This is a genomic window from Ruegeria sp. E8, from assembly GCF_056533985.1.
Genome location: NZ_JBQFOY010000002.1, coordinates 233,458 through 249,120 on the forward strand (window position 1 = coordinate 233,458; position 15,663 = coordinate 249,120).

The 15,663-nt window shown below is 56.8% G+C and carries 14 protein-coding genes; 4 read left to right on the plus strand and 10 right to left on the minus strand.

Translation table 11 applies throughout. The features are described 5' to 3' along the window. Window positions 1-2,001, plus strand: coding sequence for a capsular polysaccharide biosynthesis protein (locus ACR0LF_RS04765; protein WP_480575730.1), 2,001 nt, complete (start codon window positions 1-3; stop codon window positions 1,999-2,001). Between the two features lie 2 nt (window positions 2,002-2,003). On the opposite strand, the gene ribD is transcribed toward ACR0LF_RS04765, so the two are convergent. From ribD to ACR0LF_RS04795, 6 genes are all read right to left on the minus strand, one after another. Further along, a complete protein-coding gene (gene ribD / locus ACR0LF_RS04770; protein WP_480575733.1) occupies window positions 2,004-3,104 on the minus strand; it encodes a bifunctional diaminohydroxyphosphoribosylaminopyrimidine deaminase/5-amino-6-(5-phosphoribosylamino)uracil reductase RibD in 1,101 nt (366 codons plus the stop codon). Beyond that, window positions 3,101-3,571 (minus strand): transcriptional regulator NrdR, encoded by a 471-nt coding sequence (gene nrdR / locus ACR0LF_RS04775; protein WP_117869416.1) that lies wholly within the window; start codon window positions 3,569-3,571, stop codon window positions 3,101-3,103. The genes ribD and nrdR overlap by 4 nt, the downstream gene beginning before the upstream one ends. A gap of 120 nt (window positions 3,572-3,691) precedes the next feature. Further along, on the minus strand, window positions 3,692-4,105 hold the full coding sequence (locus tag ACR0LF_RS04780; RefSeq protein ID WP_480575736.1) for a secondary thiamine-phosphate synthase enzyme YjbQ: 414 nt from the start codon (window positions 4,103-4,105) through the stop codon (window positions 3,692-3,694). A 21-nt stretch (window positions 4,106-4,126) separates the two neighbouring features. Further along, complete coding sequence (locus ACR0LF_RS04785) at window positions 4,127-4,531, minus strand: hypothetical protein (RefSeq protein ID WP_480575739.1); 405 nt, start codon at window positions 4,529-4,531, stop codon at window positions 4,127-4,129. Between the two features lie 77 nt (window positions 4,532-4,608). Then, window positions 4,609-5,154, minus strand: coding sequence for a DUF4166 domain-containing protein (locus ACR0LF_RS04790; protein ID WP_480575741.1), 546 nt, complete (start codon window positions 5,152-5,154; stop codon window positions 4,609-4,611). A 2-nt stretch (window positions 5,155-5,156) separates the two neighbouring features. Next, window positions 5,157-5,594, minus strand: coding sequence for a thiol-disulfide oxidoreductase DCC family protein (locus ACR0LF_RS04795; protein ID WP_480575744.1), 438 nt, complete (start codon window positions 5,592-5,594; stop codon window positions 5,157-5,159). A gap of 345 nt (window positions 5,595-5,939) precedes the next feature. Between ACR0LF_RS04795 and ACR0LF_RS04800 the strand changes: the two genes are divergently transcribed. Beyond that, the gene (locus ACR0LF_RS04800) at window positions 5,940-6,980 is read left to right on the plus strand and encodes a helix-turn-helix domain-containing protein (RefSeq protein ID WP_480575747.1); all 1,041 of its coding nucleotides are present in this window, start codon (window positions 5,940-5,942) and stop codon (window positions 6,978-6,980) included. A 152-nt stretch (window positions 6,981-7,132) separates the two neighbouring features. Here the strand turns inward: ACR0LF_RS04800 and rpoD are convergent, their stop codons facing one another. From rpoD to ACR0LF_RS04820, 4 genes are all read right to left on the minus strand, one after another. Then, window positions 7,133-9,121, minus strand: a complete 1,989-nt coding sequence (gene rpoD, locus ACR0LF_RS04805) for an RNA polymerase sigma factor RpoD (protein WP_480575750.1) — start codon at window positions 9,119-9,121, stop codon at window positions 7,133-7,135. 114 nt (window positions 9,122-9,235) lie between these two features. Further along, window positions 9,236-11,182 carry a DNA primase gene (gene dnaG, locus ACR0LF_RS04810; RefSeq protein WP_480575753.1) on the minus strand — a complete coding sequence of 649 codons (1,947 nt, stop codon included), beginning with the start codon at window positions 11,180-11,182 and terminating at the stop codon, window positions 9,236-9,238. 80 nt (window positions 11,183-11,262) lie between these two features. After that, window positions 11,263-11,559 (minus strand): hypothetical protein, encoded by a 297-nt coding sequence (locus tag ACR0LF_RS04815; RefSeq protein WP_480575756.1) that lies wholly within the window; start codon window positions 11,557-11,559, stop codon window positions 11,263-11,265. Window positions 11,560-11,678: 119 nt separating this feature from the next. Next, window positions 11,679-13,109, minus strand: a complete 1,431-nt coding sequence (locus tag ACR0LF_RS04820) for a Glu/Leu/Phe/Val family dehydrogenase (protein ID WP_480575759.1) — start codon at window positions 13,107-13,109, stop codon at window positions 11,679-11,681. A 334-nt stretch (window positions 13,110-13,443) separates the two neighbouring features. Here ACR0LF_RS04820 and ACR0LF_RS04825 point away from each other — a divergent pair, with 334 nt between their 5' ends. Both ACR0LF_RS04825 and ACR0LF_RS04830 read left to right on the plus strand, forming a co-directional pair. Continuing rightward, window positions 13,444-15,132, plus strand: a complete 1,689-nt coding sequence (locus tag ACR0LF_RS04825; RefSeq protein WP_480575761.1) for a Tad domain-containing protein — start codon at window positions 13,444-13,446, stop codon at window positions 15,130-15,132. Continuing rightward, complete coding sequence (locus ACR0LF_RS04830; RefSeq protein ID WP_480856061.1) at window positions 15,129-15,659, plus strand: TadE/TadG family type IV pilus assembly protein; 531 nt, start codon at window positions 15,129-15,131, stop codon at window positions 15,657-15,659. Before ACR0LF_RS04825 ends, ACR0LF_RS04830 begins: the two co-directional genes overlap by 4 nt. Window positions 15,660-15,663 lie beyond the last annotated feature (4 nt).

Here is a 15,663-nt window from a genome sequence, read left to right on the forward strand (position 1 = left end):
ATGACTCATGATCCGGACAACACAGCCGGGGCCAATCGCACCCGGCTGTTTGTCTATAATGGTGGTTTTCTGACGCAGAAACGCATCCGGCGCATTCTATCGCTGGCTGGGTATGACATTCGTCTAGGGCTGCCCAAAGATGGCGATTGTGTAGGCATCTGGGGCAACAGTCCAACGGCGCATCGGGGCCTTGGGGTCGCCGAAAAGCATGGCGCGCCGGTTCTGCGCGTCGAAGATGCCTTTCTCAGATCATTGCACCCGGGACGCGATGGCGAGCCGCCTTTGGGTCTGTTACTGGACCGCTCAGGCCTGCATTTCGACGCGTCCCAACCTTCGGATCTTGAGAAGCTGTTAAACTCTGAACCGCTGGATGACACCGCATTGCTGAACCGTGCGCGGGCGGCAATGGAGCGGATTAAGGAACTGCACCTCAGCAAGTATTCCGCCTTTGATTTAGATCTTGCCCCACCTGACCCGGGCTATGTTCTGATCATCGACCAAACGGTCGGCGATGCAGCGGTCACGGCAGGCGGCGCGGATCGTGCCCGGTTTCTGGAAATGCTTGTGATAGCGCAGGAAGAAAACCCCGGCGCGCGTATTCTGATCAAGACACATCCAGAAACGCAGGCAGGTCATCGTCAGGGGCATTTCACCGATCAGGACCTGTCGGACCGGATTATACGGTATAGTGATCCGATCAGCCCCTGGCCCCTGCTCGAAGGGGCCATAGCGGTATACACAGTGTCCTCGCAACTGGGGTATGAGGCGATCCTGGCTGGCCACAAGCCACGCGTCTTCGGCCAGCCCTTCTACGCCGGTTGGGGGCTTACACAAGACGAATTCCCTGTCTTGCGTCGTCAGCGCAATCTGACCCGTGCGCAACTTTTTGCGGCGGCGATGCTGCTCTATCCGACATGGTACGACCCCTATCGGGATCAACAGTGCGAACTGGAAACGGTGCTGGACACGTTGGAGGCGCAGACCCGCGCGTGGCGGCAAGACCGAAACGGGTGGACAGCTTCGGGAATGCGCTTGTGGAAACGCAAGCATCTGCAGCAAATTTTTGGGCAATACGGCAAAGTACGCTTTACCCCCACGCAACCCGACCCAGCAGATTGCCCCCATATGGTCTGGGCCAGCCAGGCGCGCGACAGCGAAGGGGCGGTTCGGGTCGAAGACGGTTTCTTGCGGTCGCGCGGATTGGGTGCAGCACTTGTACCCCCCTTATCTCTGGTGACCGACGAGATCGGCATCTACTACGATCCGACAAAACCCAGCCAGTTAGAGGATCTGATCGGCCAGCGCGAAACTCTGCGTCCGGATCAGGAATTGCGCGCTGAGCGGTTGGTCGAGCGGGTGTTGGCCGAGAGTTTAAGCAAATACAACACAGGCAGACCTGCTGCCCCCCTGCCCGAAGGGCATCGCATTCTGGTGCCGGGACAAGTTGAAGATGACGCCTCGATCCTGTTGGGCACCAGCGCGGTTCGCAGCAATCTGGAACTGCTGAAAGCCGCCCGCAATGCCAACCCAAATGCGATTCTGATCTACAAACCGCATCCCGATGTCGAAGCCGGATTGCGTGAAGGCCAGATAGACGCCGAGACAATCGCGGACATCGTCGTGACCGAAACAGACCCCGCCTCGCTGCTGCCGCAGGTGCAAGAGGTGTGGACGATGACCTCGCTTCTGGGGTTCGAAGCTTTGCTGCGCGGGGTGAAGGTTACCACTCTGGGCGCGCCTTTCTACGCCGGTTGGGGCCTGACCACCGATCTTGGGGCGGTACCCGTTCGGCGCGGCGCGCGGCCGTCGCTGATGGGATTGGTGCACGCCACCCTGATTGATTATCCCCGGTATTACGATCCGACTACTGGGCAACCCTGCCCCGTCGAAGTGGCCATGGAACGTCTGGCGCAAGGGTATGCTGTCTCTTCTGGCCCGATCAATCGTATCCTGTCAAAACTTCAGGGCGCGTTTGCGACGCACGCGCATTTGTGGCGCTGACGTTATTCCGAAGCTCTGCGCCAGCGGTGCAGGACATCGCCGCCTACCACTTGCGTTTCGATCAATTCGAACCTCGGCGCCGCCTCCAGCGTCTCCAGCCCTAATGTTCCAACTGCCGCCAGCCCTTCGGCCCCGATGGTCAACCCAGCTGTAAATCCAATCAATTCGTCCACCAGATCGTCGGCCAACAGCGAAGCTGCAAGGGCGGCGCCGCCTTCGCAGAAAACACTGGTCAAACCGGCCTGACCCAATTGCTGAAGCAGATCGGCTGCATCGATATGGTGGTCCTTCAGCGCGCAGGGGATCAGCTTGGCCCCCAGCCCCTCCCAGGCCTGCGCACGTTCGGCGTCCGGGTGATGCGCATGGCAAAGCCAGACAGGAATCTTTGACGCCGTGCGGGCCAATTGCCCCATCAGGGATATGTCCATATGACGCGATACCACAACGCGTACAGGCTGATGCTCCACACCAAGATCCCGCACCGTCAACGAAGGGTCGTCAGCACGAGCCGTCCCGGCGCCCACCATCACCGCGTCATGACGTGCGCGCATCGCATGAACCACGCGGCGCGCCTGCGGCCCGGTGATCCATTGGCTATGCCCGGTCGAGGTTGCGATCCGACCGTCAAAACTGCTGGCCATCTTGAGGGTTACAAACGGTCGGCCCTGTTCGGTCTTGAGGAAAAACCCTTCCAGATCCCGTTCCGCCTGATCGGCAAGAACGCCGGTTACGACCTCAATTCCAGCCTCACGCAACATGGCAAAGCCCTGCCCTGCCACGCGCGGATCGCTGTCTTCCACGGCGGCCACGACGCGGGTCACGCCGGCCGCAATCAAAGCCCCGGCACAAGGCGGCGTCTTTCCGTGATGAGAGCAGGGTTCCAACGTCACGTAGGCAGTCGCGCCACGCGCGGCCTGTCCGGCCTGCGCCAGTGCCTCGGTCTCGGCATGGGGGCGACCGCCGGGTTGGGTCCAGCCACGCCCGATGATCCGGTTGTTGCGCACGATAACACAGCCCACAGCGGGGTTCGGCCAGCACGTCCCTTGGCCGCGCCGTCCCAATGACAGGGCCAGCGCCATGAATCGCTTATCTGTTTCGCTCACTCGTCCGTCGAAGGCTGCGGCGGGCGCAGTTCGTGGACAAACTCCTCGAAGTCATCGGCCGCCTGGAAATTCTTGTACACACTCGCAAAGCGAACATAGGCGACGGTGTCGATCCGCGCCAGAGCTTCCATGACGATCTCACCGATCTTGTTGGACGGGATATCCGTATCCCCCATGCTTTCCAGCCGACGCACGATGCCCGAGATCATCTGATCGATCCGTTCGGGGTCAACAGGCCGTTTCTGCATCGAGATGCGGATCGAACGCTCCAACTTATCGCGGTCGAAATCCTCGCGTTTGCCGTTGGTTTTGATAACAACCAGATCGCGCAGTTGAACACGCTCGTAGGTCGTGAACCGTCCGCCACAGGCCGGACAGAACCGGCGTCGGCGGATTGCCACATGGTCCTCTGCCGGGCGTGAATCTTTCACCTGAGTGTCGATATTTCCGCAAAACGGGCAGCGCATCCGCCGTCTCCTCGTCCCATGTTCGGCTTCTTTTTGTAAGCGCTGCGGCTTACTTATCCACAACTATAGGCTAGCCGCTAGGGTTTGGGTAGTCGGAAATTTAAACCGCTAAATAAAGGGTCAAGCCAGATGCGCTGTCACCTGTCTTTGATGCGGCGCAGCGCGGTGTTCGAACAGATAAATCCCTTGCCATGTTCCCAGCAAAGGTTGCCCCCGAGACACGGGGATCGACAGCGATACCGGCATGAGAGCGGCCTTGATATGTGCGGGCATATCATCCGGCCCTTCATAGGTGTGCCGCAGGTACGACATGGCCGGGTGGTCAGATGGCGGCACTAGCCTTTCGAAAAACGCCCGCAGATCGGTTTGAACTTCAGGATCAGCGTTTTCCTGAATCAGCAGTGAACAGGATGTGTGGCGAACGAACAGGGTCAAAACCCCATCCTTCGCCACCTGACCAAGCCATTGTCGCACTTGGGGCGTGAATTCGTATAGCCCCGGCCCTTGGGTGCGTATAACGAATTCAGTCTGCATCTGGACTATCCTGTACGTTTTTCAGTCATTGAAGAACGGCCGATAATTACACCGAGCGTTCGCGCCTTGTACAGATTCACTGTTGCCGGGCTGAAAGCCGAACGAGACAAAACTGCTGGGTTGCACATCGACGGACTGAGGTGGTTTTATCGAAAACTGAACTGCTGTTCTGCGCCCGGTGGTGACACTGGGCCCATATCCTCGCAAAACATAGATACGATCTGTCCAGCCCAACCCCAATGTCCGGCGCGCATAATCCGCAGCCGCACACCAATAGCCTTCCGTGCGTTGATCGCCGCGCGGGATGACTTCAAAATCGGTGGCGTTGATGGGTTCGGTTCTGTACCCGTTCCGTGCAGCTTCAGCTATCATGGGAAAGCTGAACGCCACGGCAGTCAGCGCTGCAAATGTCCATATCTGTTTCATCGAAATTCTTCCCTGATTGTGTGTCTCCAATAGGTTAGTTTGCCTGTGTCGTTCGCAAAGGGAGGCTCACGATGAATTCAGGAGTTCCCGCATATCGCGTGAACCGGTGTGAGCCAGCCCTGATATCGGATCAACATTCCCAAACCCGGAGCGGTCGCTGACACGTCAAACCTGAAGCGCCCGTGCTCGTCCTGCCATTCCCGAGTTGTTGAACGCGGCAGAACAAAGGATGGCAACGGCAGTCCCAATACAGTCAGCCGAAGGATTTTGATGTGCAGCCCGCTGCCTTGCCAAACGGGCTGCAACCAGATCGAAATCGCCCCAAACGCTTCGCGAACACATTTCCTTTTCTCATCAAAATTCAAAGTTGATTTGGTTTTATGGCCACCAAAATCGCGGTCCCAACTCCAGATTTGGCCCTTTGTGCCAATCCGAACCGACACCGTGACATCTTTTCCATCGACAGGAAACCCGGCCAAACGCGTTGCGAGTGCAGCCAGAACGCCTTTTCCACGTTCAATATCGCAGCGACCCACATATTGGCCTTCGGCGCTGTGCAGGTTGCGGATCGACTCTGGCAAATCTTCAGGCCGCCCCAGCGTTTGCAAAAACGGGTCTGCCATCCTCAATACCCGTTAAGGGCAAAACGTGCCTTCACATCGGGCCCGGGAACCAGACATGTCCCGGATCTGCCAAACACCGCGTATCTGTTTCGCGCGATCAGGCGATACAGCGGGTACTTGAGAATATGAGGCAAGAACCGACATATCGAAAGCAGCGGCCACAAACCCGGCAATTGACGCATCGCGGCGGCAAATGCGTCCAGATGTTGATAGACTGCACCATCGACGATCACCAGATTTGTCTGATAGTCCCGCGTGGGCATACCAAGGTCGCGATACAGTTTCTGCCCCAGCGGGGACTGCGCCGTCGCAAACTGAAAGGTTTGGGACAAATCACGTTTGAGCATGAACCGAAAAAAGCCCGAACACAGCACGCACTCGCCATCGAAAACGATCAGGTTTCGGTAGGAAGAAATTTTATTTAAATCATTATCTTGCATGAACCCGACACGAATGATGCCCGCTGGATGCAGGGTCGCATATCCCGCATCGTGGTGCAATGCGACACGTTTGAAGGGAAAATGCGTGCCGGGGAGCCCTGACCAGAGACTGGTGTCTTCTCGGCGGCTCTGACCTCATCCCCTTTAAGGTCCCGACCCGGCAACACGTTAGATTTGGGTAGCTGCTTTCGCCAGCACATGTTCGTTCCGGTCAAAACCTTTTGAGAAATCGCCAACAAAGACAAACCCCGGCGCAAAACCTGTCTTGCCCTGACGTCCGGCCATGACACATGATTTCTGTGATAAGCTACGAATGCATTTGAGAAGTTAGGGTGTTGCTCTGCGATGGACGTAGATATTGGCCGACTGCAGTTTTTAATCCGGGCGTTAGACCGCCACACAGGCAGCAGCAACGCATCTGACCGGGTCCTGAAAATGTCCGGGCTGCGCCCTGAGGACATCGCGCCACCGGCCACGGTCTTCAGCGCCCATAAGGAGGCGCTGTTCATCCGTCACGCCTGCGACGCGATCAGCGACATTACGTTTGCGGCGCGTACAGGGCTCGAGGTCACCTCGGCCTCGACCGTGACCGGGTATATCAGCAAGTATTCTCGCGACTTGAAACAGGTGATGGAAAACCTCGCTCGCTTTCACGGGATCATCGATCCGGCCATCGCGCTGAGCTATCGTGTTGCTGGCAATTTCGTTGCGTTTGAGGCCGATTGGAAGGATGCCAGCTTTGCCCGGTATCACCGGCGTACCGAATTTCTGGTGTTTGCCGCCCTGGCCAGGATGAGGAACCTGACTCAGGTAAACCTCTACCCGATGGAGATGCGCTTTCAGCACAAGGTTGGTGATCACGCCAGAACCTTCGAAAAGCTGGCCGGGTTTCCGGTGGTTTTTGGAGCCGAACGAATTGAAATCATCCTGCCTCTTTCCGTGTTGGAGCTGCCGGTGCCGACCTATGATCCCAAGCTGCGGGAACATTTACTGGAATATGGTGAACGCCTGCTTGCCGAAAAACCATCGCCCAAACATATAACACGCGCGCGGGTCGAAGGGCTGATTACCCGGTCCCTGCCTGGTGCCATCATGCAGGCAGAAGATGTTGCAGCTGATCTGGGAATGAGCCTCAGAACCTTCAGTCGACGTCTGAAAGAAGAAGGCACCACCTATCGCGATATTGTGGACGATCTAAGGTGCGATCTGGCCCAGACCTTCATAACAAATGGCATGGCTTTGTCTGAAATCTCATACTCGCTGGGTTACGCAGATCAGGCCGCTTTCTCGACTGCTTTCAAACGATGGACAGGCCAGCCGCCCAGCGCCTTCAAAACCCGAGTGGCGCATCCCATCCGGACAGGAGACCGGGGGTCATCGGCCTAATAAACCTCGCCCCGGCCCCGTCCCATGAGTGGACATGGTCGATATAGATAGGGGTGCGGCCCAAGCCGTGTGATTTCCCGCCAATGTGATGAGAGAACAGGCCATCGTGAAGGCCAAAGAAAAAAGGCGCCTCGGGTGAGGCGCCTTGATACTTACTGGTCCAGGAAAGACCGGAGTTTTCGGGACCGGCTGGGGTGCTTGAGCTTCCGCAACGCCTTCGCTTCGATCTGACGGATACGTTCGCGAGTCACGCTGAACTGCTGTCCGACCTCTTCCAGTGTATGGTCGGTGTTCATGCCGATGCCAAAACGCATCCGCAGAACCCGCTCCTCACGCGGGGTAAGCGAGGCCAGAACCCGCGTGGTCGTTTCCTTGAGGTTTTCCTGAATGGCGCTGTCCAGCGGCAGTACAGCATTCTTGTCCTCGATGAAATCGCCCAGCTGGCTGTCTTCCTCGTCGCCAATCGGCGTCTCAAGGCTGATCGGCTCCTTGGCGATCTTCATCACCTTGCGAACCTTCTCAAGCGGCATCTGCAGCTTTTCGGCCAGTTCTTCCGGCGTCGGCTCGCGGCCGATTTCGTGCAGCATCTGGCGACCGGTCCGGACCAGCTTGTTGATCGTCTCGATCATGTGGACCGGAATACGGATGGTCCGCGCCTGATCCGCGATCGAACGTGTGATCGCCTGACGGATCCACCAGGTCGCATAGGTTGAGAACTTGTAGCCGCGGCGGTATTCGAACTTGTCCACCGCCTTCATCAAGCCGATGTTCCCTTCCTGAATAAGATCAAGGAATTGCAGGCCACGGTTCGTGTACTTTTTGGCGATCGAGATCACCAGACGCAGGTTGGCTTCGACCATTTCCTTCTTGGCCTGACGCGCCTCTTTCTCACCCTTCTGAACCTGCTGCACGATGCGACGGAATTCAGGGATGTCCAGACCGACGTATTGGCCGACCTGAGCCATATCGTTGCGCAGTTCCTCGACCTTGGCGGTCGAGCGTTCAATGAACATCTGCCAGCCCCGGCCCGGCTTTTCGGCCATCTCGGACAGCCAGTTCGGGTCCAGTTCGCGACCACGGTAAGCGTCGATGAATTCACGACGGTTGATCCGCGCCTGATCCGCCAGTTTCACCATCGAGCTGTCCAGAGACATAACGCGGCGGTTGATGCCATAAAGCTGGTCAATCAGCGCTTCGATCCGGTTGTTGTGCAGGTGAAGGCCATTCACCAGCTCGACAATCTCGGCCCGCAGCTTCTGATAGGTTTCTTCGTCTTTTTCGCTAAAGGTGCCGTCTTCATTCAGGGTGGCCGAAATCCGACTGTCCTGCATTTCCGACAGCATCGAGAAATCGGTCGAGATCCGCTCCAGCGTGGTCAGAACCTGATCTTTCAGCGCGGCTTCCATCGCGGCCAGCGACATGTTGGCCTGATCGTCGTCGTCATCATCATCGTCGCTGGCAATCGGGTTGCCGTCGGCATCCAGTTCCGGGCCTTCATCCTTGGCGGGCTTGGCCGACTGTACGTTCGACGTGTCGACCACCGGTTCCTCGACATCGCCATCTTCGTCCATCTGGTTGCCGAACGTGGCTTCCAGATCGATGACGTCACGCAGAAGAATGTCTTCGGACAAAAGTTCGTCATGCCAGATGGTGATCGCCTGAAAGGTCAGCGGGCTTTCGCACAGCCCCGCAATCATCGTGTTGCGGCCAGCTTCGATCCGCTTGGCGATGGCAATCTCGCCCTCACGGCTCAGCAGTTCGACCGAGCCCATCTCACGCAGATACATGCGGACAGGGTCATCGGTACGGTCCAGTTTTTCGGTGGCGGCCCCGGCCAATGCAACCTCGCGGTTGCTTTCGGTGGTGGTCAGTTCGGTCGAGCCTTTGTTCTCTTCCTCTTCGGCCTCTTCATCTTCGATGATGTTGATGCCCATCTCGGACAGCATCGACATAACGTCTTCGATCTGTTCCGAGCTGACCTGATCCGGCGGCAGAACCTGATTGAGCTGGTCGTAGGTGATGTAGCCTTTCTCGCGGGCCTCGGCGATCATCTTCTTGACCTGGGCCTGGCTCATGTCCAGCGAGATTTCCTGTTCCTGCTCGTCGGATTTGCGATCTTCGGTCGTGTCTTTGGCGGCCATTCAATGCTCCTGCAGGGATGGGTGATTCGTTTGAACCGAATCATTAGCGCGTAGAAGTGATTCGGCCACCCGTTTACCTGTTTTTCTTTTCCAGTGCCTTACGAAAACACCACTTTATCGGCGTTTTCGCTCGAAATTGATACCTGACATGATTGCCTCAAAAGCGTCTTTCTCGTCGCGGTTGATTCGCGCACCGTTGTCGGCGATGTCGAAAACGGCCCTGTCTTCGTTCTGGCTTCGGTTCGTTCGGTTGCGCTCTTCGGCGGCCTGAGCCAGCCGGTATGTCAGCGCCTCATCGGCCAGATCCGACAGTTCCTCTTCCGCTTCGGCAATCTCAGCATCCAACCCCCGGAGCGCTTTGATCTTTGCGAATTCCTCGGCCAGTGTCATCTCGGCCTTTTCGACGTCGCCCGGTTTGAACACACAGGGGATTACAGCGACATGGCGAAGGGCCAGCAGGTTTTCAAGGGGCTCAGGCCCCAAAGAATCTATGATATGATCTTTCAGGTTATCCGGATCATCTATCGCGTGGCGCAACACAGCGTCGCGCAGCGCCGCATGATCAGGATCGTGACAGTCCATCTCTTCCAACTGATGTTCGAACTGAACGACAACTTTGGGGTTGAGAACGGCAATTGCCAGAATTGCAGCTTCGCGCAGTTGGATATCAGCAGTCTCAGACGACGCAAGAAACGAAGCCCGCGCACCCGGCGTTGCCGTTTGCTGAGGCTGCCATTTGCCGCGTGGTTGCCATGGGCGGTTTTGTGACTGGCGTTGCGGGCGGAACAGTTGCCAGCGCAGGTCTTTGATTTCTTGCCCGTAATGCGAGCGGATAGAAGGGTCTCGGATAAGCTTGATCTTGTCCCGCAGCGACTTGTCTAAAGCTGCCTTGCGTTCCGGGCTGTCGAACACCTTGCCTTCGGTTTCGCGCTGCCACAGCAACTTGACCATCGGAATCGCGCTTTCCAGCACAGCCTGTACAGCCCCCGGGCCTTCGGCGCGCAAAAGGTCGTCCGGGTCTTTGCCCTCAGGCATCAACGCAAAGCGCAGAGATTTTCCAGCCTCCAGCAGCGGCAATGCCAGATCGACCGCCCGCATAGCTGCACGCAGGCCCGCCGTGTCGCCATCCAATGCGATGATCGGTTCGTCTGAAATGCGCCAAAGCAACTGAAGCTGGTTTTCCGTGATCGCTGTTCCCAGAGGCGCAACCGACGCACCAAAGCCCGCCTCCGCCAGCGCGATCACGTCCATATATCCTTCGGCCACGATCAGCGGTTGCCCCTTCCCCGCTGCCTGACGCGCAGGGCCATGATTGTAGAGGCTGCGTCCTTTGTCGAACAATTCCGTCTCGGGCGAGTTCAGGTATTTCGCGTTGTCATTGGGGTCCATCGCCCGCCCGCCAAACGCAATGCAGCGCCCGCGCGGATCGCGGATCGGGTACATGATCCGGTTGCGGAACGTGTCATAGGGCTTTTTGCCCTTGTTCGACGGCTTGGCCAGTCCCGCGCCAAGGATCAGATCCTCAGCCACGTTCTTGCCGCGCAGATGATCCCACAGCGCTTGCCACCCATCCGGCACAAAACCGATTTCCCACCGGTCCAGCGCCTGCGCGTCCAGCCCTCGGCGGGTCAGATAATCGCGGGCCGCCGCCCCTGCTCCGGTCTTGAGTTGCAGGCGGAAGAATTGTGTGGCCTGCTCCATCACGTCGGCCAGTTGCGAGCGGCGATCCTGCTTTTCCTGCGCTTTCGGATCGCGCGCGGGCATCGGCATTCCCGCCTCGCGGGCCAGAATTTCGACAGCTTCGATGAACGAGACATTCTCGGTCTCTTTCACAAAGCTGATGGCGTCGCCTTTCGCTTGGCAGCCGAAGCAATAATAAAACCCCTTCTGGTCATCAACGTGGAACGAGGCCGTTTTCTCATGATGGAACGGGCACGGGGCCCACATGTCGCCCTTGCCTTGATTGGACTTGCGCTGATCCCACATGACTTTGCGCCCGACAACCTGAGACAGGCTGAGGCGTGCGCGAAGTTCATCCAGAAATCCGGGGGGCAAAGACATGGGTCAAACCTGCCAGAAATGAAAACGCGCGCCAAGGGGATGGCACGCGATTGTCCACAAGGAAATTGTCAGGTTGTGGATTATTGCTGCAAGCACAGCTCCAGCCAAGCAGCACCCAGATCCTTTTTGCGCACGTCACGCATCTTTTGCTCATAAACCCAAGGTGTGATCAACGGAACCGCAGCGTTGTAGTTCTCGGGCCAGGTCGGGCCGCTCTCGGCCACGGCTTGTGCCACATCACGTTCTTTCACGCGATCCAGCCGCGCCTTTTGAATCGCTGCCACGACATCAGCCTGAAACTTGCAGCTTTCTTCCTTGGTTTCCTGAGCGGCCAAAGGGGTGGCCATCAAAGCCGCGACAATGGCGATACGCAACATAAAGTTCTCCGGGATTCGTTTCTTTGGAATTGTCTTAACCGTCAAACTAACGGGCTGCCATCGACATTCAAGCCGCAGCGCTTGCGGGCGAGGCAAAATACTCACCCCGCCCAACTGATTTAGAGACCTTTGGCGCGATAGCTTTTGGCAACGCGATCAATAGCCACGATGTAAGCGGCTGTGCGCAAGTCTTCGACATCATCGCGGCTGTGCCAGACCTCACGCATCGACTGGTACGCAATGCGCATTGTGTCGTCGAGGCCCGAGCGCACCAGCTCAAGCTCACCAGCCCCCCGAAGATACTTCGCCTTGAAGTCCGGAGACATCGACCAGGCGTCGCCAAGGTAACGGTCCAACCGCTCCAACTCGCTGACAATCAACTCGTGCCGCGCCTCTTCCTGTCGGCGTTGCATCCGGCCAAAGCGGATATGGCTGAGGTTTTTGACCCATTCGAAATACGAAACCGTGACACCGCCCGCGTTGGCATACATATCGGGGATGATCACGGTTCCTTTCTTGCGCAGTATTTCATCGGCGCCAGCTGTTACAGGGCCGTTCGCGGCTTCGATGATCAGTGGCGCCTTGATCCGATCAGCATTCGACAGGTTGATGACACCTTCCAGGGCCGCAGGGATCAGAATATCGCATTCGGCCTCCAACACGCTTGCGCCTTCGGCAGAATGCGTGGCGTCCGGATAATCCTTTACACCACCATGTTTGACGATCCATTGGCGCACGGCTTCGACGTCGATGCCATCGGGGTTATATAGCGCCCCGTCCCATTCGATGATCCCGACAATGCGCGAGCCATCTTCCTCGCTCAGGAACTTCGCGGCGTGGTAGCCCACGTTGCCCAGCCCCTGCACGACAACGCGCTTGCCGTCCAGTTTGCCGGACAAACCCGCTTTTTGGATGTCTTCGGGGTGACGGAAAAACTCGCGCAGAGCGTATTGGATGCCGCGCCCGGTCGCCTCGACCCGCCCTGCGATGCCGCCTGCGTTCAGCGGCTTGCCGGTCACACAGGCACGCGAGTTGATGTCGGTGGTGTTCATCCGCGCGTATTGGTCGGCAATCCACGCCATTTCGCGTTCGCCCGTCCCCATGTCCGGCGCCGGTACGTTTTGCGACGGGTTGATCAGGTCACGCTTGGCCAGCTCATAGGCAAAGCGACGCGTGATCTGTTCCAACTCATGCTCTTCGTATTGGCGCGGGTCGATGCAAAGTCCGCCCTTGGATCCGCCGAAGGGCGTTTCGACAAGAGCACACTTATACGTCATCAGCGCAGCGAGGGCCTCGACTTCGTCCTGGTTCACTGCGGTGGCGTAGCGAATACCGCCTTTAACCGGCTCCATATGTTCGGAATGCACGGATCTGTATCCGGTGAAAGTATGGATTTCGCCCCGCAGCCGCACACCAAATCGAACAGTGTAGGTCGCGTTGCAAACTCGGATTTTCTGTTCCAGCCCCGGTGGTAGTTCCATCAGAGCTGCTGCCCTGTTGAACATCAGATCTACACTTTCACGAAAACTTGGTTCTTGGATGCCGGTCATAAAGTCCTCCGTACCGCTGAATGACGAAACGTCATGACGTTTTGTCGCACCACTGATGGCTTGCTGCAATCAAACAATGCATTTTTTTTCATCATCCTCTTCACAACCGCTTGTCCGCTTGATGGTGAGTCGTCCAAACCGGTCAAACACTTAAGAGATTGTCTTCAATCCATCTACAGACTAGGGGAAAACGCGGGAATTATGCCCCTCAAGTGCGCAAAAAGGCCAAAACCAAGCCTTTTTCGCCCAATTCACGCCACGTTTGAAAATTAAATTTAACCCAAATTTCTTTTCTATGTCGCACGCATACTATGTGCGAAGCGGAGTGATCAAAATGATAAAATTCTCGCTTCACGAAGACGGCTCGATGCCGAAGCGCAAGGTTTCCGAGTTGCGGCGGTTTGCCAAAGAAGAAGACGGCACTTTTACTATTTTCGTGCTGTTTATGGTGGTCCTGATGCTCGCGATCACCGGCATGGCAATGGATGTCATGAGATATGAACGCGACCGTGCAAGCCTCCAGTCCACTCTGGACCGCGCGGTACTTGCGGCGGCAGACCTTGACCAGAAGCTTCCGCCCCTGCAGGTGGTCGAAGCGTACATGGATAAAGCCGGACTGGGTCATCTTGAGAAAAAGGTAACCGTCGTTGAGGGGTTCGGCTCTCGGAAAGTGTCCGCAACTGCCGACGCGGTTGTCCCGACGCGCTATCTGCGGTTCGGCAAGGTCACAGAACTGGGTATCGTGGCTGGCAGTGCAGCCGAAGAATCCATCGGGTCGGTCGAAATTTCGCTTGTTCTGGACATGTCAGGCTCGATGACCAGATCTTCGGCAACGCCCGGCAAAACAAAAATCGAGGTGCTCAGGGAAGCTGCCAAAGAATTTGTCACACTGATGCTTGAGAAGACCGGCGAAACAAAAATCTCGATGTCGATTATTCCCTACGCGACGCAGGTCAACGCGGGTCAGGACATCCTGGGCAAATTTACGAATGTCACGTCCGAGCATAACTATTCGCACTGCGTAGACTTCACCTCCGGACATTTTGGGAATGTGACGCTTGACCCGCAAGCGTTCTATCAGCGCACCGGTCATTTTGATCCGTGGCGGTACAACAGTGCGTATGTAAACGGCGTATACACCGATGGAGAACCGAACCCGGCATATTTCGTATGCCCAGTGCGCGCTGGCAGTGAAATCACACCAGTAACCGACAACGTAACTTACCTGCACCAACGCATTGATGCCCTGACCGCCAGCGGTAACACTTCTATTGACGTGGGCATGAAATGGGGTGTCGGCGTTCTGGACCCGACATTCCAGCCGGTTGTCGACAAGCTGGCTGAAGAAGGTAAAGTTCCTGCCAAATTCGCGGCACGCCCGGAATCCTTTAACTCGGACGTTCTGAAGGTCGTAATCGTTATGACCGACGGGCAAAACACGACCCAATACATGTTGGACCCGTCGGTTCGAAGTGGGCTAACAGAAGTCTGGTTCAACCCTGAATATGATCGGGGTAATGGGGAAAAAGGTGAATACAGCATTCGCTATTCCCGCAATCCGGATCGCTGGGTCTGGATGCAGCACACTGAAAATAATGGTGGAAGCTACGTCACAGCCGATCATCCGTTCGGCAACCCGGAAAACGAAAACCCGTCGAACGAAGAGGTCGGAACCGCTGTTCGCATGACCTATCCTGATTTGTTCAATCGGGCATCGCTGTGGTGGAACGCCAAAAACAACTTCTACTGGCAGAATAACCATGAAAATAACTGGTACTGGAATCTGCGGGATTCAGTGGGCTCGTCCACAAAGAACACGCGTACTGCCAACATCTGCGGCGCGGCCAAAATCAAAGGTGTGATCATCTACGGTATCGCCTTCGAAGCTCCGACCAGCGGCCTGAACACTATCAAGTCCTGCGCGAGCTCGGATAGCCATGTTTACAACGTAAGCGGCCTGCATTTGGAAACAGCGTTCGAGTCCATTGCATCGTCAATCCGCAAGCTGAGGTTGACCCAATGATCCGGAAATCCCTGTCAAAACTCCGCCGTTTAAAGCGCTCCGAGTCCGGAAACGCGACGATCGAATTTGTCATGCTGATACCGTGGTTTCTGGCGCTTCTTGTCGCTGGCGGCGAATTGTCCGTCATCACGATGCAGCACGCCGCGCTGGAACGTGGTGTTGACCTGGTTGTTCGGGACATTCGACTGGGTACAGGCACCAACTGGGACCATGACGATATCAAGAACCGGATCTGCAATGTTTCCGGCATTCAGAACTGTGAAAGCAACTTGCGCCTGCAAATGCTTAAACAGGATGCGTTTAAGGGCATCGTCCTCTCTCCCAAGCCCCCCTGCACTGACGCCTCTGAAGATCCCAAACCTGTGCTGGACTTCAAAAGTGGCCAGTCCAATGAACTGATGATCTTGCGGGCCTGCCTGCGTATCAAACCAATTCTCGAAACGTCGGTCATTGCAAAAGCTGTCCCAGACGAATCCGGCCATTATTCAGTGTCCGCAACAACAGCATTCGTACAGGAGCCGATTTAAGATC